Genomic DNA, 24,798 nt, shown 5'->3' with positions numbered 1-24,798 from the left:
AACGCGGCTTTTAGCAGACATCTTCAGCTCACGTAGCTCGATTATCGGTGTTCCGTCGGCGAGCCAGAGATTCTGAAGGATTGAACCTCGATGAGGGCCTGACGAGCATATCGGGGCCGTCCGGGAGAGGCAAATCAACATTCCGGTCAGGCGCGCGGGGAAAAGGCTTCGACAAGATCGGCTATCGGTCTTCCGATCGCTCCCGGCAGGATGAACCAGGTCCCGCGCCCGCGACTGGTCGGGTTTCCCTTGTCGTCCGGATCGTTGATATCGCCATTCCAGCGGCAGCCGACACATTCCTCCTTGTCCCAGATCATTGTAGCCAACGACCACGAACCGTCGGGCGCAGTGTAGATGACGTTGAGGGTGCCCTCGCGCAAGCGGTTCGATGGGCTTACGGCATTTTGCGGATTCATGACGTGGTTCTCCGTGGATATTGGGAGCGCGACGCGCACTCATTTGCACTTGGAATTTCCGCGTCCTGAAGGCGGATACATCCAGCGGAGTGAGTTTGAACCATTCGCCGTTGGCGCGGCAATCGGCAAACCGACGATGCCAGTAAGCCTCGATGCCGGAGGGATCATCGGTACGGATCGAGTGGACCAGTTCTGCCTTCTCGGGCAGGGCAATGCGGATTTCCTTCACGCGCCATTCCAACGCTTCGCTGCGCCCGATCTTGTAGAAAGCGCCAGACCGGATCGGATAAACAAAAGCTTCTGTCGGCTTGGAAGACGGATGGAGCTGAAAAACGGCTCCGTTCTGGTCGGGCCGCATAGCCGCAATATCTGAAAGTGTCGCATCTGCAGTAGCACGCTGGGCAAGCGCCGCGACCATCTCGGATCGCCGTCCAAAATGCCGTTTGATGACGCTTGGAAGCGGGATTGATAGGTCGGTTGAAGACGCGTTCGGGGAAGCGATATTGGAAATTCAGGATGAGCGGCCTTCTGGGCGCCGCGTCCAGCCCCACCGGAGAAGAGAGCCGGTGCCGTTGCTCCGCACATCAGGTCCCGTTGCCGGCTTAGTCGCAGTCGAACGGATAGAGCCTGGTCCCGATATCGAGAGCGCCATGGGACGGCCGGACCTGCCGCCAGTCGTCGTTCAAGAGGAGGCCTGCCACCAGGTGCGCCACATGGGCATCCTTGAGGATCGAGCTATGATCGTGGTTGCGGCAGCTATCGGCCACGGCATGGCAAATGGCCGGATTGCCGTCGGCCGCGGCACGGGTCAGATGCACTTCCGAGAAGTCGGTGGACTCGGGCTCCGAGAGGTTGTTTGACCGCTCGGTCACAATGCCATCATGCGCTTTCTTCATGTTGACCAGCTTGAGTTTTAGGCTGGTAAGCTTGATCGCTGCCTGGGTGCCGGACAGCGCGATCGAGGGACCGAAGGCGAATTCGGTTCGGTCGTCATTGTAGAAGAGTGCCGGCACACTGGCGTAGCGGCGCTGGTGCGAATCCGAGCGACCGGCGGCCAATTGTTGCTTCAGCCGCTCCCTGCGCATCTGCATGATGGCGACGACGCGGGTCAGGTCCTTGACGCCCTCGGTTCTGGGGGCGAGCGGCGAGATGAGTTGAAAGATGCTTCGGCCAATTTGGCCCAGCGCGGTGAGTTCGGCATTCGAAATGGATCCGCGATTTGGTGTGGCGACCGTCACCACGGTATGGATGCGTGATGGCCATGTCTCGCTTGCCGCGAGGCGAGAGATGAGGCCGCCCATGCTGTAGCCGACGAGGTCGATTCGGGCGGCATCTATGCCGTTCCTCAAAGCTTCGTAAAGCCTTGTCCCGTTATGTTCGAGACCGGCGGTATGGTTATAGCCATAGAGGTGCAGGCCATAGTCTTTGGGAAGCCACGAGCCGATCATCGTCGCGAAATCCCGCAGATCTTCCCGCGTCTGACGAATGCCATGGAGGACGACGATCGCGCGCTGGCCATGGCCCTTTCGCAAGGTCAGGAGCCCATCATGTGTCGAAGGGCCGCTCATTCGTTGACCATCGCGATCGCCGTATGCTCGCTCTCGGTACTATAGGTAGCGACTGTATAGTCATATTCGGTGTTGCGCATGATCTCGCCCGGGACGCCATGCTGGCGCAGCTTGGGCCCGCGCTCGGTTTCTTCGGCTTCGTCTGGACGGGCCTGGAGAATGAGAAGGAGGGCACCGACGGCCGCGCCGTCTGGTCCCGGTTCGATCAGGTCGTCGAGCCGGGCTCGTACCCACGCCCGCGCGCTGCCGAACATTCCGCCCACAACCGGAAGCGCAGTCGCCGTTCCGAAGTCCCGCGCGCCCAGCGCCAGCATCTGCCCCGTGAGACCTTGGGGATCAGGTTTCTCGCCTCCTTCCACTTCCCAGGCGAACTGCACGAATTCCTGATTGAGGCCGCTCAAGAAAGGATCATCGACCTCGTCTGCGCCGTCCTTCCCCGAACCATAGGGCATGAGCGTAAGGTCTGGGACGATGCCGATTAGATCGAGCGACGGGTCGATCAGGTCGAGAGGATCGTCGGGCAGATCTTCAAGCGGGTAACCGGCAAGGTCTGCTGCGCGTCTGATAAGCGCACCGAATAGCGCGACTGCTGCCTCTCCCGTGACGATCTGGGGCGTCAGCTCGGGAACGCGAAAATTTGCTGAGCTCGTCATCTTTGAGACACTGATTGCGCGGTCGACATCGAAGATCTTTGGGATCGATGCGCCGAACCGGTCGAGGATCGGACCGCCGAGCCGGGCGAGAGCGAGATTGAAGCGATCCAGGCCATGGCGCGCCAGTCGGAGCGAGAAGAGGTGCCAGAAGCGTGCCGCGATCGCAGGCTTTTCCAGCCGTTGGAGCGCCTCCGCATCGAACCCCTCCAGGATCCAGGCCATGGCACGTTCTTCCTCGAAACCGACGGGCCCGTTTGCGATTTCCTGGGCTTCGGACCAGCTATTGAGCGCCACCATCAGCCCGAAGATTTCGAGGTCGGGCCGCAGCTCCGCATCGGAACGTCCAAATCTCGGATTGCGCTCAAAGCTCACTTCTCGGGAATCGATGTCGGCCTGCGCGCGCGTCGGGACGTAAGCCGGCTCGCTCGTTGAAAATCGAATGCGGCGAAGCGGGATATCGGTGCTGGCGTCGCGTTGGGCGCGCGCCTTGTCGGCGCGCTCGGCGTCGTTGATCGACCAGCGGCACCAGCTCGCAAAGGGAATGAGGGTATCGATCAGGGCAGCAATCTGAGCCGTTTTCTCGGCCGATCCATTATGCTCGAGGTCGATGTCCGAGTTGAACGGCACGAGGTCGAAAAGATCGACGTCGAGCCGGTTCTGCCAGGCTGCATAGAGGGCAGCTCGGAAAGCCGTCCCACCGTGAAGGACGATGTCTGTTTCGGCGCGCCTGGCTACCTCTGCGAAGGGCGCGAACGCAGAAAAATCCTGTAAACGGAATGACGAGATGGCCGCCAATGGACGTCTCCCCCTGCACTCTGGCGTGACAGAATAGTCTGATTGTCGCGGTCTCGCCAGCGCCGCATATTATCCCGTGAGTTGTCGCTCGCCCGGTCGCTGGATACGATCGATCTTGGCGATGTGACATCGAATGAGAGCAGGCCAGTATCACCTTGGCCGGATGGGAACGGTTGGTTTGACCCGGATGATTTCGCGCCATGCCAATCTGCATCTTGGCGCTCAGGCCCGTCCGATCGCTGCCCGGAACGCGTCGGTGGGCTTTCCACCCGATTTGGGCGGCATGGTGGACTGGGATGGCTGCCGTTGCCGCGCTACCCGAAGAGTGCGATAAATTGTCCGATTTCTTGGTCGGAGGCCTGCCGCATCTCACCTCTAATTTCGGCCATCGCGATCAGTCCGAGGAGAGGAACCGGACCATCCGCAATGAAGCGATCCCCCTCGCGTTCGGCCAGCATGAGGCCCTTGTCAGACCAGACCGAATAGCCTTTCGATAAGATTGCAAGGTAGGCCGGAGTCATGACATTTGCCGCGTCGACAAGGTGCATAGTGCTTTGCTCCAAGGGGCTACCGCGAGGAAGTATCCCTGGCCAATGTCTGTAGCTGGGCGACGCTGTTGCAGAAGTCGGCTTATGATAGCAGCAGACATTGATTCGGGTTCGGGATGATCGGCGGCATGCTGCTCAGCGTGTCAGAGCCAGCACCGGCCTGGCAAGTTTTCAGAGGTTCTGGGGCGACGGCAATGGGGTGGAGCGCGTCACGGGCTCCCTGATTCCTAGAAACCCTTTCCGATTTTGCACAGAAGCTGGAGCTGCACCCTGATAGCCTGCGGCACGATCGGCATGATCCCGGCCAGACCGGCTGACGAATTTCCCGCATTCGAAAATGCCTGCTCCAACATTCCCGGATGTGCGGCATTGAAGCTGTCGAAAAGCGCCAAACCCTCACAGGCGGCCGCGGCACGTCGGCGGAGCACGGCTGCCTTAAGGTCGGTCTCCGATATATGCATGTCGTTGATCGACTTGTCTGCGAACAGGCTCGAGAATGTCACCACCTGGATAACCGCGGGAAAATAGCCAAACCCTCCGGAGCTTCCCCGATTTGCCCCGACGCGGGATAAAATCTCCATGCCGATCTTGTCGATCACTTGCTCGTCATCGCAATCCTGATGCGATTTTTCGCAGAGCGCGTGCGCCAGTTCGTGGGCGACGACGAAATTTAACCGCGCGCGTCGTGAGAGTTCGGATAGGAATTGCAATGCCTGTCCGCCGGACATGGTCTTGAGCTCGGGAGAGGCGCTCGCCATGCTCGTCGCCAGCACCGACACCATCGTGGACGTGTCCGAGTAGCTGACCAGCTGGGCACGGTCGGCCTGACGATTGGTCCGAAGGCAGGCGCGTTTGGGCTCCGCGATCGCCAACAGAAATCCATAAGGGTTGCAATATTCGAATGACGCGGGGAGGCGGCCGTCTTTCTCCCTTGCCCGTCTGATTTCGGTAAGCACCCGCGTCGTATAAGCGAGCTGCAGATCGCCGGTTGACGCCATCGTGGCGAAGTCGACATGCTCGAGAATCGACGCCGGCCAGACGTCTATCTCACCGAAATCCGACAGGAGGGTCAGTGCGCCGTCGCACAGGATTATCGTGCCGCCCTTGGAGGAGGGCACATAGCCTCCGACCTCATCGCCTAGGCCGCATACCGAATTGCGGGAGCCGGCGGGTTCCACCTGGACGCCGACCTGTCCGATCCGTGCGGTCTCCGCCGGGATGAGCTTGCCCTTCAGCTCGTCCAATTGGCCGCGGGCAATATCGGCGGTGGGTTGGGATGCACCCGCCACGAGCACCTTGTTCCAGTCCGTCTGCTCTTGGGCGGGCTGCGCGGGCGCGCGCATCGCCGTCAGCAAGACGACGACGGCCAGGGCGGCGCGGAGACGAGGCCCCATCATTTGTCATCTCCGGTCTGCCTGGCAATTTCCGCCATGGTTTGGCGAGCGAGCAGCAGGTGACGATCCTGCTTTTCGGAGATATCGCTTCGCGCTCGTGCCTCGTCAAAGAGCGAAACTGCAAGCGCGCTCGCGTCATGGATCCGCTCGCGGGTGATCGGGCCACCGTCCATGAAGTCGGCAGTGCGGGTAATCACCACCTGGCCGGCTGGAGCGCGCGGACAGGGCGGAGCTTTGGCCGCGGCGGGTTTGGCTGATCGAACAGTCGCGGCACCTGCGGGGCCGCCCGACACGGGATAGGCCAGCATCTCGGTTATATCGTTCGCTGCAACCGTCGCTGGTTTGACCGTCGTTTCGGTGAAGTGCGCCTGCGTGAGGACGACATAGGAGAGAATCCAGCACCCAAACAGGGCAAGGGCGGCGCCGGGGCCGGCCATTTTGATCGAAGCGCTGATCCCCTTATGCTTCCCCGAGGCGGCGATGTCGGATCGGATACCGAGGATGTAGAGGCGGTAGCCGAGAATGATGCACAGGATGCCGCCGCCCGTTGCCAAACCGAGCGTCACGACACGTCCGATGGCACCCATGAAACTCACGTCACAATTCATTGTTCACGGCCCCCCAGTCGCGGTCGCCCTATCTGACACATCGCCTGTGACGAGTGTAGTGCGATCGGCTGCCGAGGAGGCTGGTGGATCGTAAATTCATCTCCATTGGAAGGCGCTCGGCGAGTGGCGCTCCGAGGCCCAAGTCACCTGCCCGAAGCCCATCGTCAAACGAAGGCGTCTGGCTCAGCAGGACATCGCCGGAGCAGCGGCAAGGGGCGCGGGCGTGTCCGCTATGATGGAACCTCATAATTGCTCCGGCGAGCAGTGAGGGCGCTTTCGACTGACGACCGTTCCAGACGTGGCAGTACGGATCGGTGCCATGCCGGCCTCACCAGCCGGCCCTTATCCGCGCCTTGCCCGGACAGGGTGCGCAGCCTCAGCGCGGCCCCGCCGGCACACCGCCTCGCGGCCGGGCGGCGCGCCCGGTTTTCGGACCGGACGCCAAGCCCCGTCCGGTGCTCGAAAGCCCGGTTCGATGCCGCCGATCCGGCCGGCTCGTTGCGGAGTGCCCTTGGATTGGTGGTGCCGGCGGAGTCGCCGGCACCAGGGAGAAAGGCTCACCCCGCTCGCAGGTCGCGAAGAAAGCCGACGTCGTGGCTCTTACTATATCCGGCGACGCGAAACGGTGACGCGGGCGGCGAGCGCGGCGCTTGTCGCGCAGCTCGCGATCCTTCGCAGCGACATGATCGATCGCTGGTCTCACCGCATGAAAAGTCGCCAGCGAAACCCTGTCGAAGGAGACGCAGTCCTTCCTCGACGAACCGCGGCTCTTCCTGTGGTTGCTCCGCTAGCGGGCGCGCCCACGTCGTTCGAATGCGTCCTCGCCGGTACCGAGTCGGCATGTGCTGAAATCCGCCGGGCCGCGGCGCTCAGGGAGGGGAATGCCACCAGATCTTCCCCTTAAGCTCGATCGCGACGAGGCGAGAGCCGAGCGGGAGCGCGCGGGCTGGCTGATCAAGCTGTATCGCCGCCGCGATGACAGGCTCGACGCTGCGACACGCAGGCTTCGGCCCCGCTTTCCGCGGCGCTCGGTGCCAGTCGCGCCGCTTGTCGAGCCCTTAGAATGGGGTGGGTCCTTGCGTCAATCACAGGGATAATCCCACCCCTTGAGGGGCCGCCACGGGAGGTCAGCCGATGAAACTATCAGGGGTCGCCATTCGCATCGGCCCACGCACCATTTACGCTCCTGGGCTTGAGACCTGGGCCGGCCGCCTTGCCGCCAAACCATCGCCGCCCGGCTTATTTCCCCGCCCGCCTGCGGCTGGCTCCTCGCGGGGCGCTGCGCTGCAAATAAGCCGGTCGCTCCGGTCCTCCGCTACGCTGCGGCCTTGCGGTCCGCGGCGCGGCTCGCGCCGTCCCTGTGGTCTGCCCATCGCCCGGAAATGGTTCGCGGGCGAGTATTGAAGGAGACCGAACATGCCAGCCATCGGCCATGTCACCCGTGACGGAAACGGCTTCAAGGGCCAGCTTCGCACCCTCTCGATCCGCACCGAGATCGAGATCCATCCCAATCCCCGCAAGACCGGTGAGGCGCAGCCCGACTATCGCGTCTCGGCCGGCGGCGTCGAGGTCGGCGCCGGCTGGGTCCGGCGCGGCGAGATGTCGGGCCGCGACTATGTTTCGCTCTCGCTGGCTGCGCCCGAGTTCGGGCCACGGCGGCTCTACGCCAATCTCGGCCGGGCTGCCGGCAGCGAGGATGACGACAGCTTCGCCATCATCTGGAACCCGGCCGACTAGCCGGTGGGGTGCCCCCCGCGCCGATCGTGGCGCGGGGGGCATTCGCTATGCTCGGCTAGCTCCATGGACGCGATAGATATCTGATTTTTTTGCGAAATTTTGGGCCATTCCCTCTGGAATGGATGTTTACCGGCTTGCCTTGACCGCGCAGCCGGGCTTCGGCACGCCATGTCTCGCAAACCGCTGTTGAGCGACCGCGCGCTTGTCTGGATCGGGATTGCCATCGCAGGCGCCTTCGTCGCCGCGCTGCTGGGCGCCATGCTATTCTAGCCAGGCGCGCGCTCCATCTGTTCGCGAATGGCGGGCCTTATCGCCTGTTGGTATAGCGCTAGCTTCTACCGCAGACCGCCCGAGGCGAGCGGGTGGAAGGGCTCGTCTCGGCAAAACCTCCGAGCATGACGGGCGGCGAAGCGGCTGTGCAAGGCCGGCGGCCCCTCCAATTTTTCCGCAATGATGAGCGTGCTGCGCACGCGCGTCTGTTTGTTTCCATGCGACAAAATCGGCTCCTCCGCCGCCGCTGCGCGGCGCTTCCGGCTCTCGCCTCCAGCGGCCCTGACAGCCGCTCCGCCGCCCGTCGGGACAGGGCTGTCCTCGATCGGAGGACGCTCAAGCGTGGAGGCGAATATGGCTATGGTTCAGAGCATTGGCGGCGCATGCGATCGGGTGATGACGGCATTGGTCGCTGGACTTGAGATCGAGTTCGGACGGGGTGTCGGCGAGGCGCTGGCGCAGCGGTTCCTGGACGCGGAACAGAGTGATTTCCTCTGGGATGCGCGCGTGTTGGAGCGCTGGCTCGGCAGCTATGAGGGGCTCGATGACGACGATGATCAACTGAATCGGGTGGCGATTTTCGGGCGGCTCGATGGACTTTGGTTCGCCGGAGTGAGCATCGTCGATGGTGACGGCAATGCGCAGGGATTGATCGCAAGGCGCAGCTTCGAACACGAAGAGGAGGCGCTGGAAGCCTATGCGATGATGCGGTGAACCACCGTCGAACAAGGCCGGGGCGCGGTGTCGGACAGGCATCGCGTCCCGGCTTTTTCATGTCTCGGCGGCGTGGCATCCGCCCGGGAAGAGAGGAAGTGGCGATGGAAGGGGAGCGGCAGGAGGAGGAGAAAATCGGGAAAATCGCGGAGAGCAAGATTGAAGCTTTGCCTCCGAGCGTCGGCAAAGGTGGCGCCTGCACGTCCTTTGCTAGGGAGGCATGAGCGTGGACCAGCCTCCATCGATAGGCGGGAGCCCGTGTCCGCGGGCCGGATCATGGAGGCCCCTTGAACCGGCGGCTATCGGCGCCCTCATCGCTGTCGATCATCCCTTCACGAAGGCGTGTCCGATGGCAGGCGACGAGGATTTCGAACTGTGCCTCGGTCACATCGGCGACCGCTCGGGCGGCAAGCCCTTCCTCCATCGCGTGCGCAGGGCAGCGAACCTCGCCGGCGGCATCAGGCCGGCCGGAACCCGCAGCCGCCGGTTCGACGGCAGCCGCATCGGCCGCGGTGCCGGCGTCGGCCGGGTGCTCGCCAGCTCCGACCGGTTCGCCGGACCACGAGCGCGCCGTGTCGTCGTCAAGGCGCGGATCGTCCGGCTCGCTGGCAAGGGCGCTGCCGGCGCGGTCGCGCATCTGCGCTACCTGCAGCGCGACGGCACCACCCGCGAGGGCGAGCGCGGATCGCTCTATGGTGCCGAGCGGGATGCAGTCGATGGCAAGGCCTTCCTCGAACGGGGGAAGGACGACCGCCACCAGTTCCGGTTCATCGTCGCGCCCGAGGACGGTGCGGACTATGACGACCTCAAGCCGCTCGTCCGCCGGCTGATGGAACAGGCCGGACAGGATCTCGGCACGCCGCTCGACTGGGTGGCGGTCGACCACTTCAACACCGGCCATCCGCACGCCCATCTCATTGTCCGTGGGAAGGACGACAGGGGCAAGGACCTGGTGATCGCTCGCGAATATCTGACCCAGGGCCTGCGCATGCGCGCGGCCGAGCTGGTCAACCTCGACCTCGGCCCGCGCACCGACCGGGAGATCATGGCCTCGCGCCAGCGCGAGATCGGGCAGGAGCGGTTCACCACCATCGATCGCCGCATGGTCGCCTCGATCGACGCCGACGGTCTGGTCTCCGCCCGGCATCGCGATCCTGCCGAGCAGGCGCTGCGCGCGGCACGCCTGCGCACGCTCGAGCGCATGGCGCTCGCCCGAGAGGAAGGACGCGGTCGCTGGCGGCTCGATCCCGAGCTGGAGCCGGTGCTGAGACGGATGGGCATGCGCGGCGACATCATCCGCACGATGAGCCAGGCGATGCGCGAGCGGCTGCCCGAGCGCTCTCCCGTCGACTATGCGCTGTTCGATCCCGCAGGAGGAACCGCAGAGCCGATCGTCGGCCGGGTCGTGCTGCGTGGCCTTTCCGACGAACATGCCGACCGCCATTATCTGATCGTCGACGGTATCGATGGCCGCAGCCATTATGTCGACATCGGCCATGCGCCGGATGCCATTCCGGAGAATGCGATCCTGCGCATCATGGCGCGACCGGTCGAACCTCGGGATGTCGATCGCACCGTGGCTGCGATCGCGGCCGCGCACGAGGGACGCTACAACGTCGACATCCACCTGCGCCACGATCGCATGGCCAGCCAGGCCTTCGCCGAGGCGCATATCCGCCGGCTCGAAGCGATCCGCAGGGCTACCGGAGGCGTCGAGCGTGAGCCAGATGGGACATGGGTCATCGCGCCCGACCATCTCGCAAGGGCCCAGGCCTATGAGCATCGCCAGGCGGAGCGGACGCCCGTGCTGATCGAGACGCTGTCGGAGCGACCGCTTGCCCTGCTGCCCGAGCATGACGGCGCGACCTGGCTCGATCATGCGCTCGTCGCGCGCGAGCCCGCCGATCTGGGGCGCGGGTTCGGAGCGGAAGTGCGCCAGGCGCTCGACCGGCGCCGGCAATGGCTGGTCGCGCAGCAGCTTGCCATCATCGAGGACGAGACGACGCGCTACCGGCCGGATCTGGTCGAGGCGCTGCGCCGGCGCGAGTTTCGCCGGGTGGCGGGGCAGCTATCGCGCGAGCTGGGTCTCGCGTTCACCGAAGCCGCTCCCGGCGAAGCGGTCGAAGGCATTTACCGCCGCCCGGTCCAGGTCGGCGACCAGCGGTTCGCGCTGATCGAGCGCTCGCGCGAGTTCACGCTGGTGCCCTGGCGACCGGTGCTGGAGCGTGAGCTCGGCCAGACGGTATCGGGCATCGTGCGCGAAGGCGGCGTCAGCTGGACGATCGGCCGGTCGCGCGGACTCGGCATCGGCTGAGCCCGGCCTGTGTCCCGGCGCGTCGTGCTGCGCCGAGACCGTAATTGCCGGAGCGGCGCGGCGGGCGGATGATCGCTCCCAGGGATGGGACCGATGAAGATGCAGAAGACCCGCCACCAGTTCTACCTGCCCGACGACCTGTCGGAGAAGCTCGATATGTTCGCCGCGAAGCCCGGATCGTCCAAGACCGCGATCCTCACCGACGCGCTCACCGCCTGGTTCGATCGCCGTGCCGGCCATGAGCTCGACCAGCGGTTCGGGGGCCGGCTCGACCGGCAGAACCGCACCGCCGCGCGGATCGAGGAGAAGGTCGACACGCTGGTCGAGGCACTTGGCACGTTCGTCCAGCACCAGCTCACCCTGGTCGCGCACCAGCCGCCGTTTGATCGCGAGACCGCCTTGCTCGGGCGCAGGCGCTACGAGGCGTTCGTCGACCTGGTCGGGCGCAGGCGGGCCGGCGGCACACCCAGCCTGCCGACGACCCCGCACCCGGAGAAGGCCGAATGACACCGATACAGGCCGAGGCCGCTTCCCCGTTCGCACCGCTGAGCGTTCGTATCCCCGAGGCGTGCCGGCTGACAGGCATCGGCCGATCCAAGCTCTACCAACTGATCAAGGCCGGCGAGATCGAAATCATCAAGGTCGGCGCTATGACACTTGTGCCGATGGCGGGGCTCGCCGCGTTCATCGATCGCCAACGATAGGGAAAGGGGTGCCCCGGTTCTCGCCGTTCGACATCGATCCCGCCGCGCCTGAAAGCGGACAAAATATGACCGGGTCTGGGACTTTGCTGCCGTTCGTACCCGACATGCCGAACGGCAGCTCTCGTCAGAAGCCGACCTTCAGTGGTCGCCCGGCTGCCATCGTGGAACAACCGAAACCGGGCCGATTGCCGACCGGCGGGTATTGTGTGGCCATAGGGTAGAGCAGTCATTCGTTTAGACTTCACAAACCGGCTACCGGCGCGCGTCAGCAGCCCAAGCGAATGATCTTCAGAAATCACCGAGCTTGGGATGCTGTTGCGTAAACCCGCTGAACGCATTTCCACAGGCATCTCCATATTGATGCAGATTAGTGGAGCCCAACCTGTTGAAAACCCTGCGGCCGAGAACAAATACAGAAGGGAGGGGCTAACCATGACGACGAAAAGCGCTGACGAATACCTTGCCGCACTGGCCGACGCGCTCGCGATCAGCGAGACGCGATACGATCAAGCGTGCCGCAGCTACGCATCGCTCGGGGCTTGGCTGCACCGCCCGGAATCGACCGTCCTGCGTTACAACCCGCAGATCTACGTGCAGGGGTCCTTCCGCCTCGGCACTGCGATCCGCCCGCTGAACGACGAAGAGGAATATGACGTCGATTCTGTCTGCGAGTTGCGGCTGCTCGGCACCGGCGACCTTAGTCAGAAAGCGCTCAAGAAACTCGTCGGCGACGAGATCAAGGCGTATCGCATAGCGCAGAACATGGTGAAGCCCGTGACCGAGGGTAAGCGGTGCTGGGTGCTGTCCTACTCCGACGGCGCGCAGTTCCACATGGACATCGTGCCGGCGGTTCCGAACAACTCGCGTCAGAAGCTGCTGCTCGAGGCATACGGCCTCGACACCCGCTTTTCGGAGACGGCCATCGTCGTCACCGACGTGCGGTCGCCGACCTACGAGTACATCTCCGACGAGTGGCAGCGGTCCAACCCGAAGGGATATGCGAAGTGGTTCCAGCTGCGCATGGGGCCGATCTTCGAACGGAAGCGGCTCGCAATCGCGGAATCGGTGCGGGCCAGCGTCGAGGACATTCCGGAATACCGGGTCCGCACGCCGCTACAGTCCGCGATCATGATCCTCAAGCGGCACCGCGACGGCATGTTCGTGGACCGCTACGATGAACGGCCGATCTCAGTCATTATCACGACGCTCGCCGCGCACGCCTACAACGGCGAGGAGAAGATCTCCGACGCGCTTTACACGATCCTGGCGAGGATGGACCGTTTCATCGAGCATGACGGCCAGAATTGTATCATCCGCAACCCGTCCGACCCGCTCGAGAACTTCGCGGACAAGTGGCCGACGCATCCCGAGCGGCAGAACGCCTTTTTCGAGTGGCTCGCGCAGGCGCGCCACGACTTCGGCCAACTGGCGCAGCAGGTCGAGCGCCGGCGCCTCGTCGAGAGCATCGCACCGAGGATGGGCGTCATCGCTGAAAAGGCGGCCGCCCGAATGGACCCGCCCTCGGGCAGCATGCTCCGCCCAGCCGCCTCCACCGCGATCATCGGCACGGGAGCGGCGAGCGTGCCGGCGTTCCCGAACACTCGACGCGAGCCGACGTCCCCCAAGGGCTTCGCTTGATCTGGTGGGCCGAACAGCCCGGTCGCGCCCAGTCCGAGCGGAACGCGATCGGGGACCTCGCCGAGCGTAGCCCGTGGCTGGCAAACGTGGAGATGCGGCTGGTCGGCACGCAACTCGCGTTCGACTTCGACCTGGAGATCGGCGAGCGAAGGATCCCGCTCACGCTCATCTACCACGACTTCTTTCCAGACGCGGCCCCGTCGATCCTCGCCCGTGACCGCGAGCTGCTGTCCGGCCACCAATACGGTCCATCGGGCGAGCTCTGCCTCCAACATCGGCCGGACAATTGGACCGCGAATATAACCGGCGCGATGATGATCGAGAGCGCGCATCGTCTCCTCGCCGACGAGGACGAAACCGGCCGGCCAGCACCCGCCGACCACCGGACGACGCGGGCACAGAGGATGCGCTACTCTGCGTTCCGATTCCTGTTCTCCAAAGACACGCTGGCCGGTCTCGGTTCGCTGGCGGAGGGCCAGGTCGCGGAGGGCGAGATGCAGGAGCAGGACGTCGCCGGCACCTACGTCGCGCAGCTCTCCCGCATCGGGCCGGCGGACGCGCCGCTCTGGCGGGAGTCGAAGAAGCGCGGCGGGCACGTACGGTCCTTCCGGGCTGTGGTGTTGCGCGTTCCAGCAGACGGTGGCCGCGCGTCGAAGGACTTCGACGAACTGAAGGCGCTGCTGTGGGCCCATGGCTACCCGGCCCTCGCGACGGACCTTAAGGATAGCTCCGAACTGGTCGGCATCCTCCTGTTCGACGGGCAGCGCATCCACGTCCCGATGGTGTTCGGCGACCCGGGCGCGCGGAAACTAATCAGCTACGACGCGATTTTCGCCGAGCCGGACGGCGTAAGGCTCGACCCAACATACGAAAGGCTGAAGGCAGCCAAAGTCGCGATCGTCGGGTGCGGCTCGGTCGGCTCGAAGGTCGCCGTGCAACTCGCCCGCTCCGGCGTCAGGAACTTCGTTCTCGTCGATGGCGACGTGCTGTCGGCGGGAAACCTCGTCCGCAACGAACTCGACTGGCGTTCGGTCGGCGTGCACAAGGCGCCGGCGCTCGGCGCACGGCTGACGGAGGTCAACGCCGACTGCACCTTTACTGCCCGTACCAACCCGCTCGGCGGCCAGGAGAGTGGCGCGATGGCCGCCGCGACGATGGCCGCGATCGAGACTTGCGACCTCATCGTCGACGCGACCGCCGATCCGGCCGTTTTCAACCTCTGCTCCGCGATCGCGCGCCGGGCCGAGAAGCCTATGTGCTGGGGTCATGTCTTCGGCGGCGGTGCCGGCGGCATCGTCGTGCGGCTGCGGCCTGGGTTCGATCCGACGCCACTTACCGCGCGGCGGAGGATCGAGGCTTGGTATGCCGAGCAGGGCGTCGACTGGCCGGACGACGGTTCGGCGAAACCATACGAGGAAACGGGCACGGGCGACATCCCGCTGATCGCGGACGACGCCGACGTCAGCGTGATTGCGTCACACCTGTCGCGCTTCGCGATCGACCTGCTGGCCCGGCCCGAGGCGACCTCCTTCCCCTACCCCGCCTATGTCATCGGCCTCAGCGACCGGTGGCTGTTCACCGCCCCGTTCGACGTCCGTCCGATCGACCTCGGTGAAAGCGGCGCCTGGGGGGGCGAACCGGGCTCCGGCGACATCGAAGCGCTCAAGGGCCTGCTGTCCGACCTGACAGCGAAGAAGACCGATGAGGGTTGAGATCGCGCCGGAGGTCAGGGCAACCCTCAGGCGCGCACTCCGCGCCGCCGGCCGGCGCGAGATCGGCGGGGTGCTCATGGGCGAGCAGATCGAGCCTGGCCACTTCCGCGTGGTCGACCTCTCGATCGACGGGGAGGCCGGCGGCCGCGCGCACTTCGTGCGGAGTCCCGAAGCGCACGCCGACGCGCTCGACGCGTTCTTCCGGCGCACGAGTAACGAATACGACCGGTTCAACTACCTCGGGGAGTGGCATTCACATCCCCGCTTCCCGGTCGATCCCAGTGTGCAGGACGCGGCGTCGATGCTCGAGCTCGTCCACGGCGAGCGCGGTATCGACTTCGCGGTGCTGTTCATCGTGAGGCTCGACTGGTGGCGGCGGATCGCAAGCTCGTGCACGCTGTTCCGCCGTGGCCTTCAACCCTCACTCGTCGAGATACTGGAGCAATGAGCGTGCTGAACCATTTCCTGCGCTCGCTCATCGACTGGGTGTTCAGGCGGCGGTCTGTCGGCGCATCGCTCATAAAGGTCGGCGTTCCACTATATGCTCTGGTGCTGGCCAGCCTCACCATCGGCATCACGGTCCCCACCAAGGACGGCCCCTTCATCTTCTCGTGGGACACCTCGGGTGGAGCCGCAGCACTGAGCTGGGGTGTTTTTATCGTCGCCACGACCATCGTCCTGACGGGACTGCTTCTGGTGATCCGCGACGTCCGTCGTGAAAATCGCGAGAAGGTCGTCGTGATCGAGGCGCGCGGCCTGCGTGACTGGCAGGGCGAGCCGCTGGAGAAGGCGGTGCCGATTTCGGTTCGGGGACGGCGCGACGCCTTCGTCGTCGATGTCCGCCAGGGCCTAGTCGATGGTCAGATCGTCAGCCCGGAACGCGCGCTGCAGAAGCTCGCCGGCGTTCCGGACGACATCTCGCGGCGCACCGACGGCATTGATCGTGCCGACGTGTCCTTCGTACTGGGCGGCCTCGCGCCCGTGCCACTCCTGTTCCTACTCGGCGTGATCGTCGATGACGAGCACCGAACGCTGTTCATGGACTGGGACCGCAAGGCGCACGTGTGGCGCCCGCTGAACGAGGACGACGACGGCAGGCGCTTCGACGTCGCCGGGCTCGGCGACGTCGCCGCCGGCACCAGCCGCATCGCACTCTGCATATCCGCCTCCTACGACGTGCTCGACGCCGACGTTCGCCTCGTCGAACCTACCGCGCCCATCGTCCGGATGGACCTGCAGGACCGGTCGACCGCGTCGCACTGGTCGGATGCGAAGCAGCAGCAGCTCACTCAGCAGTTCCTCGACACGGTAATGGCGCTCTCGCGGCAGGGCGTCACCGAGATCGCGCTGTTCCTAGCGGCGCCAGCCAGCCTCTCACTCCGGCTCGGGACGGTCTACGATCGACGGAACCTGCCGGGGGTGACGGTCAATCAGTTCGAGCAGGCCGACGCTCGGAAATTTCCTTGGGCGGTGCGCATGCCGGTCGCGGGTCTGGGTGCGGCGCAGCTGGTGCAGCGGTGATGGTCGGCGAAGCAATGCCGGCGGAGCGGGCGGCAATCGACGTCACGAGGCTAGCGCACTCGATGATCGGCTTGGCGCCGACCGACTTCACCCGCGACGCGATGCTTGGGGCAGCCCTCGCGCTCGAGCAGCGCGACAACCCGCTGCGCCTGAACCTATTCGCGACCGCCATCCGGATCTTCCTCGACCACGTCATGGACGCGCTCGCACCCCGCGAGCAGGTCGAGGCATGCAGATGGTTCGAGCCGGTGGAGGGTCAGGAGAAGCCCGTGCGCAACGCGCGGCTGACCTACGCGCTCATCGGCGGCCTGACGGTGGAGCAGGTCGAGGAGATCGCCGGCATTGATGTGAAGCCGCTGATCAAGGAGGTGATCGGTGCCTACAGCGACCTCAACAAGCACGTCCACGGCCGAGAGGACACGATCGTCCGCGATCTCGACGACCAGAACGCGATCGCCAATGATGTGCTCGTCGCCCTGGCTGAGCTGCTCGAGGCGCAGCGCAACTACCGGCGGGAGATCGTCGACGGCATCGCGGACGGGCTGCAGAGGGAGGCGGTCGAGAAGTTCACGACTGAGACCGTCGGGGAGATCGACATCCTGGCGACGCACCACACGGTCGACTGGGTCGGCATCGACGAGCGCCAGGTCATCGGCATCACCGCCACCCACGTCGAATACGAGATCACGGGTTCAGTCGGCGTCACGCTGCTCTACGGCTCGGGAAGCGACCGGCGGAGGGGCGAAGGGGCGGAGATTGCCGATGAATTTCCGATCGGGATGCGCTTCCAGGTTCCGGTCGAGACGCCGCAGGACCTCGGCGAGACCGAGATCACGAGCGAGATCGACACGTCGGCATGGTTCGACAATGGCGACGATTACAGCATCGATGACGGAGTTCAGAACACCGCTGACTCCAACCTTTAGGCGCTACCGCTAACCTTGGCCGTCGACGCGGCATGAACAGACGGCTGCTTTTGGGATACTCAGCCAGGCGACGGAACGACCGGGGTGAGGGCGTTTACCGGCGGTGGCAGGAACCGGAATGATCATTCGTGGCTATCACGGTCCTCGGAGACGTAACGGACAGCGACGCCGTGGCTTGCTAGCGAGCGAACAAAGCGTTCCCACTCGCGCCGCTTAGCAAGTCCGTGGATGCGCCAGGCTGGAATGCTTTCCAGCGGCGCGATAAAGATCGTGACCGACCGCCCCAAGCGCTGCTCGAGCGATTGCTTGATCCTGCCACTCGTCGAGCGAGTGATGAGTAAGCGCAGCTGCTTAACTGGGCGGTACACCTCCCCATGAAGCGACAGCGCGTTGTCGGCGTCCCGGTAACGGCGATCGCCGGGCTCGGTTCTAGTCAAGTCGAAAGTGACGAGGAGCAGTCGGTAAGGGCGGGGCTTCTTTTTAATCAAGGTCGCCAACTCGATCTCCTATCGCAGCGTTTTGCTCAAGCATTGACCTCGCCTAAGGCGGGCACAGATCGATGCATTGCTGCATCGCCAAGCGCAACCGTCGAAAAAGCCCTCTTACCCCACGCAGAGACTGTCGCTCATCGATGCGGGAAATTTACCTGAGACGACAAGATCTGCTTTCGGGAGGAAGGCTGGGAGAATCGAACGGCTTAATTTACGGCGCTTTGCCGAACGGCGGCTCAGGCGAGAACAATCGACCGGTTTTGGCCCAACCGGACGATCACCGGCGCGGACGGCATAGACCGGAGCTGGTCGGGTGCCGCCGGAAGCGGAACGCCGCGTCGTGGGATTTTCGGCCGTTCCCTGGCGACGTTTCAAACGGCAGGTCTGGCCAGAAGCCGACGTCCGGCGCGCGCCCGACGGGCACCGCAAAGCAGGTTGAGTGAGGCCTTGCTGGCGTGGTCCGGGTTGCATTCGCGCCGTTTAAATGAGACCGCTACCAGATCACCTGCGGAATTTGTCAGCCCATAACAATTAACGCAACTTTCTGACACGCGGAATCAGTCAAAATCCGGGCCGAAATATTCCTTCTTAGGTACCGGCAAGCCGGACAGCCCGGCATCGAGCCGCTTGACCGCATCATTGACCTCTTCCAGCAGCTCGCTGCGCTCAATCTCGTTGCGGAAATAATTGGGGTCACCAGCCTCGGAACGACCGCGACGCTGAATCCAATCGGCATTGTGCGAAAGCCGCTCCCAAAGTGCGAGCATGTCCTGCCGCGCCTCATCAAGCGCTGCATCCTGCCATACCGGATCGTCCGACAGCGCCAGCGACGACATCGTCTGACGGATACGGGCGAGCTGGTCCTCGCTTGCATCCATTGCGTCGAACCGCTCACGCGCCTCGCTTACACGCGCTTTCAATATCTGCACCGACGGAGCCACTGCCTTGATCATCTGCATCATCGGCGCCGGAGGCGGCGCGAACAATCGTTCGATCTCGACCTTGCTGGTCATCAATTCGTGGAAAATATCTCGCGCTGCGATCGACCGTCTCGATTCCGTGAAGGCGTTGGTCTTTAGAAGCCCGAACCATTCGATCCGATAGTTGAGCCAATGATCGGCGGGGATCTTCTGCCAAACACCGGCGGCATCGCGCTTGCCCCAGATGGTGAGATCGCCGTCCGCCGCGAGTTGCACAAGCCGGTCGAGATGATCGGTAACCTGGTTGCCGTCCATTCCGGCCGCGTCGATAAAGCGCAGATTCCAGTGATGGAATTGCGCATATGCGAGGGCCTCGGACACGGTGACATCGCGCTGGACCTTGCCGGGATCGGCCGCCAGCTTTCCGATCACCGGTTCCGGTGCCGGGAGAGCAGGGCTCGACTGGTCTGCCAGCGTGGCCGCCTGTTCGGTGCGCAAACGCGCGAGCTGATCATGCGTCTCGACGAGCGTCTCGTCTTTCCGTTCCAGCTTAGCCTTCAGACCTTCGATAATCGCGTCCTTATTCTCCAGCCGCGTTTCGAAGAACGCATTGATGAGGGCGTAGCAACCGCCACCGACGATCAGTACCGACAAGAGGAAGACATCGGGCGCTTTCGACAGCACGTCCCAGCGTTGCAGCAAATATTGCGCGATCGTCTCCATGATCTTTCCCTAGCATAAAGCGCCACCCGCGCGTGAGCCGATCGCGACCCTGATCAGAAAGGCGAATTGTCGAGCTGCTCGCGCGTCCAACGATGCCAGGAGACATGACGTCCCGGCGCGTCTTAATCGACTGCGTTAACACGCTGGGCGACGAGGCTATCGCGCACATAGGTGCAGCGACCGCTCGTTCTTTACATCGGCAGCAAGGAATTCGTCCTCGACGCAACGATCGCAAAGATAACTGGATTCGTTTTGCGGCAGCCCCGGCATTACACCTCCGGCCGCGCAACGTTGATTGCCACGCCGCGCTGGACCGCGATCTCGCGCAGATAGTCGCCAAGCGCCTCGTCATCTTCGAAAATGTCGCTGGCGATCAGCCCCGGATCACCCGAAAAGCAGTCGAGGATGTCGCGAAATTGCTGTCCGACATCGCGGCTCGCGAGGCTCTCCGGTGCAAATACGCTCCGGTCGAGCACCTCGGATGCCGGTACCACCCCGGTCCCGTCCGGGCCATAGACCCAGACGAACGAGCCCTTCTCCGAGCGTTCCCGCATCTTCGCGCATTGATCGAGCAGCGCACCATGTTGCTTGGTCGCCGCCTGTTCCGAATCAGTCCCCCGCATATGCACCTTACCGATAGGGCGAACCTTCTTCGCTTGGATCAGCATACCCTTGGCGATCGGGATCGGCTGCCAGGGTGAGTCGACCCGAATACCGATATAGAGATCGGCCCCGCTCTGCTTCTCCAGCGACCCCGGACCCCGATCGGGGAATTCCTGCGATACCACCGTCACGACATAGCCGTTGATCTCGAAGCCATTTAGCTGCGTTTCAAGCGCGTAGGCGATCTTTGAGGTGATCGACGGCTCCTGTGCACGGCGCCGCAATTGCCGCCGCACCGTATCATCGACCGTGCCGCGGATCAGCTCAGCGAGCAGGTCACGCGTTCTCTCTTCCCCCCTCAGCATTGTTCGCCCGACTCCGTACTGTGCATTTGTCCGACTGCCGGATCACCGTGCCCATCCTCCACATAGCGTGCAAACTCCCAGCTGGCGCCGATATCTGCAGTCGGGACATTGCACTGGGAGCGAATATACGTGGCGACTGCGTACGGACCCTGTGGACTGCGGCTACGACGACGATCCGACCCGCTCGCAGGCAAGCGCGTTAAGGGGAGCGGACGTCCGTCCCGCGTCGCCTTCGGCAAGGACCGCGGCCCTGGCACGCCCCTATGATGTCACGGTCGAGGCGCGGCGGCGTGATTGTCGTCTCTCCCGGTCAAGCGGGATTGTGATGGCTAGGGGCAAGATGTCTGAACTGGAGGGACGCCATCATGGCGTTGCTTGTCGGCGCGCCTCTGCCAACTGCGGCCGTTCTGGTTGGTCAGCCTGCGGAGTCATCGCGACCAGCCTTTGAAAATAGGTCCTGGCCTTCTTGCCATTGCCGGCTCGCCTGGCCGCCTCGGCGGCACCGTACAGTGACCAGAACCGATTGGGCTCTTGAACAAGCGACGCTTCGAACGCTGCCAACGCATCGACCGGCTGATTGCGACCTAAAAGCATCTCGCCCAACATCTCACGGGCCGGTGCCAACGGTCCGGGCGTTACTGACGCCAATTGGGTCTTGTCCTCGAGATCGGCGGCCTGGCGCATGCCCGTCAGCGCGTCGGCGATATGACCTTCTTCCAAGGCGAGTGTTGCCGCAATTTCCCGCCGCTGAATATCCGTCTGCTCTGCCCAATAGTCTTCGCCCTGCTGGGCGAGCTTGTCGTGGATCTGGTCCAGGGATGCGATCGCCGACCGCGTGGCCGTCGCGTCTTTCAGGTGCGCCGCGCCCAGGCCACGGGCAAAATAGGTAATAGAGACCGCGTAGGGAAACCGGCTCGGCGTCGGCTCGAGCTTAGCTGCGCTCGCCCAGTCCCGCCGCTCGAGCGCGTAGCGCGCCGGGATTGCGGCGTGAGCGTAATAGGCCGCCGAGGCAGGCGCGGCGCCGTTCGCCGTGGCCGGATCGAAGCGCGAAAACACTTGGACGGAGGCTTCGGCGAGCTGTCCGGCAGCCCTGTCCTGTCCAGTCTGCAGGTAGGCGTAAATCATGTAGTCGCTTGCGTGTAGTTCGTCGGCCGGTTGGCCGGCAGCGCGAGCGGAGGCTGCCGATGCCAGGTTCGTATCGATCGAGGCCTGCCAGTCGCCGATCCGGGTGAAGGTGTGGGAGGGCATGTGCAGGGCGTGAGGCGTAGAGGGCGCAATCGCACCATAGCGCTTGGCCGCTACAGCGGCACGTGATGCCAGCGCCGGTTCGTCATAGGCGTGAATGATGTAGTGGGCCAAGCCAGGATGGTCGGGATACCTGGCGAACAGCCCTTCGAGGATCGCGCCGGCCTTCAACTGCTTGGCGTAGGTCTTGTCGGCGGAATCGGCGGCCGCCGCCAGTGCCAGGGCGTAGAAGATCCCGACTTCGGTGTCCTTCGGATACTCGGCGGCCAGACGCTCCATCGCATGTTCGTAAGCTAAGGTTCGAGCGTCTTGGTCCAAGGTCGTCGGGTCGGTGTAGAGGTGCGATACAGCCTCTATATAGGCGCGCTCGCGTGGAGTCTTCGCCTTCAACGCGCGGCCGGCCTGAACCGCCTCTAGGCCCTGTTTCAGCTGTAACGGCGATTTGAATCCGGCAAACGGGTTGCTCCAACTGCTCAGCGCGATCCCCCAATAGGCGATGGCGCAACTGGGGTCTGCTGCAAGCGCGGCGCGATAGCCGTCGATCGCCGGGCCAAATTGAAAGGAGTGCATGAGCGCCACGGCGCGATTGAAGCGCGGCTGCGCCTCCGCATTGCACGAGGTCTCGAAGCTGACGCTGCCAAGCCGCTCCACCGCGGCATGGTCATGCACGACCATCTGTCCCGACACCGAGCCCGCGGAGAGCGCGACCAGGAGCCATGCGGCAAGAAAGATCTTCGATCTCATTACACCTAGGCGCTCAGATAAGAAATCGAGACATAGTCGATTTTCCGGGTCAAAAAGTCCATCGCTATGGATGCAGACCGGCCTCAACCTCCGCATGATGATAGCGGCAAAATCCGAAGCGGCCTGCCCTCCGTCTGCTCGCTTCGATCGAAGGGCCGGTTTCGAAGAAAGCGGACGTTCAAGAACCGGCTAAGAAATGTCGCATGTTGGTCGGAATCGGCCATTCGCCAGTTTCAAGGCCGTCAGACGACAATACGCCCAATATGGCCGTCCAGCGGGCCCGGCGCTGACCCCGGAAACCGACGTTCGTTCGCAGCGACGATTGGCTGATTGGTGCGTGATGGGATGGCTCGCTGGCGCTCATGAGGCCAGCATCTTCTTGTCCGTCAGCGTCAGGATGCTCATGATCTCCGCATCGGCGACCTTGAAGCTCTGTTCGAGGATTGTGAAGCCGCCCGCGTCGCGATCGAACCAGGCGCTGGCCTTCACCGGCCGGGGCATGGTCGATTCCGGCTTGGCGCCGTAGAGCATCTCGAAGGCGAGACTGTCGGGAGAGACGTCGGTCCGGGGAAACCACCGGCCGGGCACCGTCGGAGAGCTGCGAAACCATTTTCGGCCGGCGCGCGTAGTGCACACCATCAGGATCGGGAATCGGCCGGTGGCCACGACCTTGATGAGCGTGGCTGTCTTGCTGGCCTGGAACTCGTCCGCGATCTCGCCGAGGGTCTTGATGGTTAGGCGTGGCACGTCCTGGACCCGCGGCTCGATCAGGTAGCGCGGCAGGATAAGGTCGGACGCGTATTCGTCAGCGATGCGCTCGGGGTCGTTAGCGGGGCGCTGTCGGATAGAGCCGATGTCCTGCACGCGGCAGGTAAGGCATCGGCCTCTATGGTGCTGCCAATGGCCGATCTCGTGCGCGATCGAGAAGCGCCGGCGCTTGGGCGGCTTCCGTTCGTCGACGGTGATGATGGCGCGGCCGTTGAGTCCGACGATGCGCGCCTCGCAGGTTGCGAGCGGTCCCTTGCGGATCTTTGCGCCGAGTTCCCAGGCGATCGCCTCCAGGTCGATGTCCGCCGGATCGACGATCCCGAAGCTGCGGAGCAGGCGCTCCGGGTGGGTGAACTGGAGCGTCAATCGCGGTCTCCGCGCTCCTCATCCTGGCGCAGCTCCTCCAGGTCGGCCTCGATGCTGGCGCGATCGGCTTCGTAGCTTTCGCCTCCGCCGCGTGCGGCGAGCGTTAGCCGCTCGTTGAACACGGCGTCGTTGGCGCGGATGCTCTTGAGCGCTTCGGCACTGCGAGTGGATCCGGTCGGCTTGGGTCGGCCGGCATCGCTTTGGGCTGCCGCCTTGGCGCGAGCGAGCCGGGCACGTCCGACCTTAGCCCCGGCGGCTGCCACGTTGGCTGTCATCGCCGCAAGGTCGTCGGGGTTGACGCCCTCCATCGCCTCCTCGGGAGACATAGCGAGGATCGTCTCGACCAGATCGTCGTCCAGGCGATCGAGCCGGTCGATGTCCTTCATGTCTTTTCCCTTGCTCATTGGAGCGATCCTTTCGGGAATGCCTTGCTGCGGAGCCGGGTCAACTGCTTGCGCAGAGTTGCGAGACCTCGAGTGTCGGTGCCGACGAACTCCTCAAGCTCCTTCCCGCGCAGGCCCTCGCCGATTCCCTCGACGAGGAATTGCAGCGGTTCGTCATCGGTGATCAATACTTCGAGGCGCGATAGGCAATTACGGTAATGCTCGCCGATGATCGCGGCCTCCTCCGGAGTCGGATCGGTTGATGCCGGTTCGCCGGGATCATTCGCGGCGTAGTGGACCGTGCCGCTTCCCTTGGCGGCCAGCTTCGCGCGGGCCCGCCAAGCATCCGAGGCGATGCCCTTCATGGTCATGGCGGCGTAGGCGATGATGGGAACGTGGTTTGGGCACGAACGCGTGGTGAGCATGCGGCAGACGGCTTCCTGGTAGAGGTCGTCGGGTTCCATGTCGGCCTTCCCTGCGAGAGCCCAGCTGATCTTGCGCAGCTTTGCCTTCTCGAAATCATCAAGGGCGTCCAGCCCGTCTCGCACCTCCTCGACCGTATAGGTCTCGGGTGGACGGTCGTCGTCACGTTCCTCCTCCCCCGTCCTCACCGAAGTCTCCCGTGCCCTCGCCGATCCAATGCGGAAGAGTCCGACAATTCGGACAATAAAA

General features: G+C 64.0%; 23 protein-coding genes and 1 pseudogene. 10 read left to right on the top strand and 14 right to left on the bottom strand.

Annotated elements, in window-relative coordinates:
* Positions 1-146: 146 nt before the first annotated feature.
* From GQY20_RS32630 to GQY20_RS21270, 7 genes and pseudogenes are all read right to left on the bottom strand, one after another.
* Positions 147-416, bottom strand: coding sequence for a hypothetical protein (locus GQY20_RS32630; RefSeq protein ID WP_232476182.1), 270 nt, complete (start codon positions 414-416; stop codon positions 147-149).
* A 130-nt stretch (positions 417-546) separates the two neighbouring features.
* Positions 547-774, bottom strand: a pseudogene (locus tag GQY20_RS33080) (GIY-YIG nuclease family protein); the annotation flags it as partial.
* A 244-nt stretch (positions 775-1,018) separates the two neighbouring features.
* Entirely contained in the window at positions 1,019-1,984 is a 966-nt protein-coding gene (locus GQY20_RS21290) for an esterase/lipase family protein (protein ID WP_157219164.1), read from the bottom strand.
* Positions 1,981-3,432 (bottom strand): hypothetical protein, encoded by a 1,452-nt coding sequence (locus tag GQY20_RS21285; protein ID WP_157219163.1) that lies wholly within the window; start codon positions 3,430-3,432, stop codon positions 1,981-1,983. The genes GQY20_RS21290 and GQY20_RS21285 overlap by 4 nt, the downstream gene beginning before the upstream one ends.
* Positions 3,433-3,746: 314 nt before the next feature.
* The gene (locus GQY20_RS21280) at positions 3,747-3,980 is read right to left on the bottom strand and encodes a hypothetical protein (RefSeq protein ID WP_157219162.1); all 234 of its coding nucleotides are present in this window, start codon (positions 3,978-3,980) and stop codon (positions 3,747-3,749) included.
* A 227-nt stretch (positions 3,981-4,207) separates the two neighbouring features.
* Positions 4,208-5,335, bottom strand: coding sequence for a hypothetical protein (locus GQY20_RS21275; RefSeq protein ID WP_157219161.1), 1,128 nt, complete (start codon positions 5,333-5,335; stop codon positions 4,208-4,210).
* A gap of 38 nt (positions 5,336-5,373) precedes the next feature.
* Positions 5,374-5,961: a hypothetical protein gene (locus tag GQY20_RS21270; protein WP_198351102.1), complete on the bottom strand. Its 588-nt coding sequence runs from the start codon at positions 5,959-5,961 to the stop codon at positions 5,374-5,376.
* A 1,437-nt stretch (positions 5,962-7,398) separates the two neighbouring features.
* Here GQY20_RS21270 and GQY20_RS21265 point away from each other — a divergent pair.
* From GQY20_RS21265 to GQY20_RS21220, 10 genes are all read left to right on the top strand, one after another.
* The gene (locus GQY20_RS21265; protein ID WP_157219159.1) at positions 7,399-7,719 is read left to right on the top strand and encodes a DUF736 domain-containing protein; all 321 of its coding nucleotides are present in this window, start codon (positions 7,399-7,401) and stop codon (positions 7,717-7,719) included.
* 453 nt (positions 7,720-8,172) lie between these two features.
* Positions 8,173-8,703 carry a hypothetical protein gene (locus tag GQY20_RS21260; RefSeq protein WP_232476180.1) on the top strand — a complete coding sequence of 177 codons (531 nt, stop codon included), beginning with the start codon at positions 8,173-8,175 and terminating at the stop codon, positions 8,701-8,703.
* A gap of 349 nt (positions 8,704-9,052) precedes the next feature.
* Entirely contained in the window at positions 9,053-11,017 is a 1,965-nt protein-coding gene (gene rlxS, locus GQY20_RS21255) for a relaxase/mobilization nuclease RlxS (RefSeq protein ID WP_157219158.1), read from the top strand.
* Between the two features lie 93 nt (positions 11,018-11,110).
* On the top strand, positions 11,111-11,524 hold the full coding sequence (locus GQY20_RS21250; protein ID WP_157219157.1) for a CopG family transcriptional regulator: 414 nt from the start codon (positions 11,111-11,113) through the stop codon (positions 11,522-11,524).
* The gene (locus GQY20_RS21245) at positions 11,521-11,721 is read left to right on the top strand and encodes a helix-turn-helix domain-containing protein (protein WP_157219156.1); all 201 of its coding nucleotides are present in this window, start codon (positions 11,521-11,523) and stop codon (positions 11,719-11,721) included. Before GQY20_RS21250 ends, GQY20_RS21245 begins: the two co-directional genes overlap by 4 nt.
* A gap of 432 nt (positions 11,722-12,153) precedes the next feature.
* Positions 12,154-13,359, top strand: coding sequence for a nucleotidyltransferase domain-containing protein (locus GQY20_RS21240; protein WP_157219325.1), 1,206 nt, complete (start codon positions 12,154-12,156; stop codon positions 13,357-13,359).
* Positions 13,356-15,071 (top strand): ThiF family adenylyltransferase, encoded by a 1,716-nt coding sequence (locus GQY20_RS21235; RefSeq protein WP_157219155.1) that lies wholly within the window; start codon positions 13,356-13,358, stop codon positions 15,069-15,071. The genes GQY20_RS21240 and GQY20_RS21235 overlap by 4 nt, the downstream gene beginning before the upstream one ends.
* A complete protein-coding gene (locus tag GQY20_RS21230) occupies positions 15,061-15,519 on the top strand; it encodes a Mov34/MPN/PAD-1 family protein (protein ID WP_157219154.1) in 459 nt (152 codons plus the stop codon). The genes GQY20_RS21235 and GQY20_RS21230 overlap by 11 nt, the downstream gene beginning before the upstream one ends.
* Positions 15,516-16,592, top strand: a complete 1,077-nt coding sequence (locus GQY20_RS21225) for an SAVED domain-containing protein (RefSeq protein ID WP_198351101.1) — start codon at positions 15,516-15,518, stop codon at positions 16,590-16,592. The genes GQY20_RS21230 and GQY20_RS21225 overlap by 4 nt, the downstream gene beginning before the upstream one ends.
* Positions 16,592-17,518 (top strand): pPIWI-associating nuclease domain-containing protein, encoded by a 927-nt coding sequence (locus GQY20_RS21220; RefSeq protein WP_157219153.1) that lies wholly within the window; start codon positions 16,592-16,594, stop codon positions 17,516-17,518. The genes GQY20_RS21225 and GQY20_RS21220 overlap by 1 nt, the downstream gene beginning before the upstream one ends.
* Before the next feature lie 122 nt (positions 17,519-17,640).
* On the opposite strand, the gene GQY20_RS21215 is transcribed toward GQY20_RS21220, so the two are convergent.
* The 7 genes from GQY20_RS21215 to GQY20_RS21185 all read right to left on the bottom strand — a co-directional run bounded on the left by GQY20_RS21215 (position 17,641) and on the right by GQY20_RS21185 (position 24,737).
* Complete coding sequence (locus GQY20_RS21215; RefSeq protein ID WP_157219152.1) at positions 17,641-18,015, bottom strand: hypothetical protein; 375 nt, start codon at positions 18,013-18,015, stop codon at positions 17,641-17,643.
* Between the two features lie 551 nt (positions 18,016-18,566).
* A complete protein-coding gene (locus GQY20_RS21210; RefSeq protein ID WP_157219151.1) occupies positions 18,567-19,652 on the bottom strand; it encodes a hypothetical protein in 1,086 nt (361 codons plus the stop codon).
* Between the two features lie 269 nt (positions 19,653-19,921).
* Positions 19,922-20,620, bottom strand: a complete 699-nt coding sequence (locus tag GQY20_RS21205) for a hypothetical protein (RefSeq protein ID WP_157219150.1) — start codon at positions 20,618-20,620, stop codon at positions 19,922-19,924.
* Positions 20,621-20,983: 363 nt separating this feature from the next.
* Positions 20,984-22,609, bottom strand: coding sequence for a hypothetical protein (locus GQY20_RS21200; protein ID WP_157219149.1), 1,626 nt, complete (start codon positions 22,607-22,609; stop codon positions 20,984-20,986).
* A 360-nt stretch (positions 22,610-22,969) separates the two neighbouring features.
* The gene (locus GQY20_RS21195) at positions 22,970-23,743 is read right to left on the bottom strand and encodes an ImmA/IrrE family metallo-endopeptidase (RefSeq protein WP_157219148.1); all 774 of its coding nucleotides are present in this window, start codon (positions 23,741-23,743) and stop codon (positions 22,970-22,972) included.
* Entirely contained in the window at positions 23,740-24,147 is a 408-nt protein-coding gene (locus tag GQY20_RS21190; protein ID WP_157219147.1) for a hypothetical protein, read from the bottom strand. The genes GQY20_RS21195 and GQY20_RS21190 overlap by 4 nt, the downstream gene beginning before the upstream one ends.
* Positions 24,144-24,737 carry a hypothetical protein gene (locus GQY20_RS21185; RefSeq protein WP_157219146.1) on the bottom strand — a complete coding sequence of 198 codons (594 nt, stop codon included), beginning with the start codon at positions 24,735-24,737 and terminating at the stop codon, positions 24,144-24,146. The genes GQY20_RS21190 and GQY20_RS21185 overlap by 4 nt, the downstream gene beginning before the upstream one ends.
* Positions 24,738-24,798: the final 61 nt, after the last annotated feature.

Source organism: Flavisphingomonas formosensis (genome assembly GCF_009755815.1).
GTDB classification, from domain to species: domain Bacteria; phylum Pseudomonadota; class Alphaproteobacteria; order Sphingomonadales; family Sphingomonadaceae; genus Flavisphingomonas; species Flavisphingomonas formosensis.
Note: the sequence above shows the minus strand (reverse complement) of the source record. Positions and strands in the feature narration are given on the sequence as shown.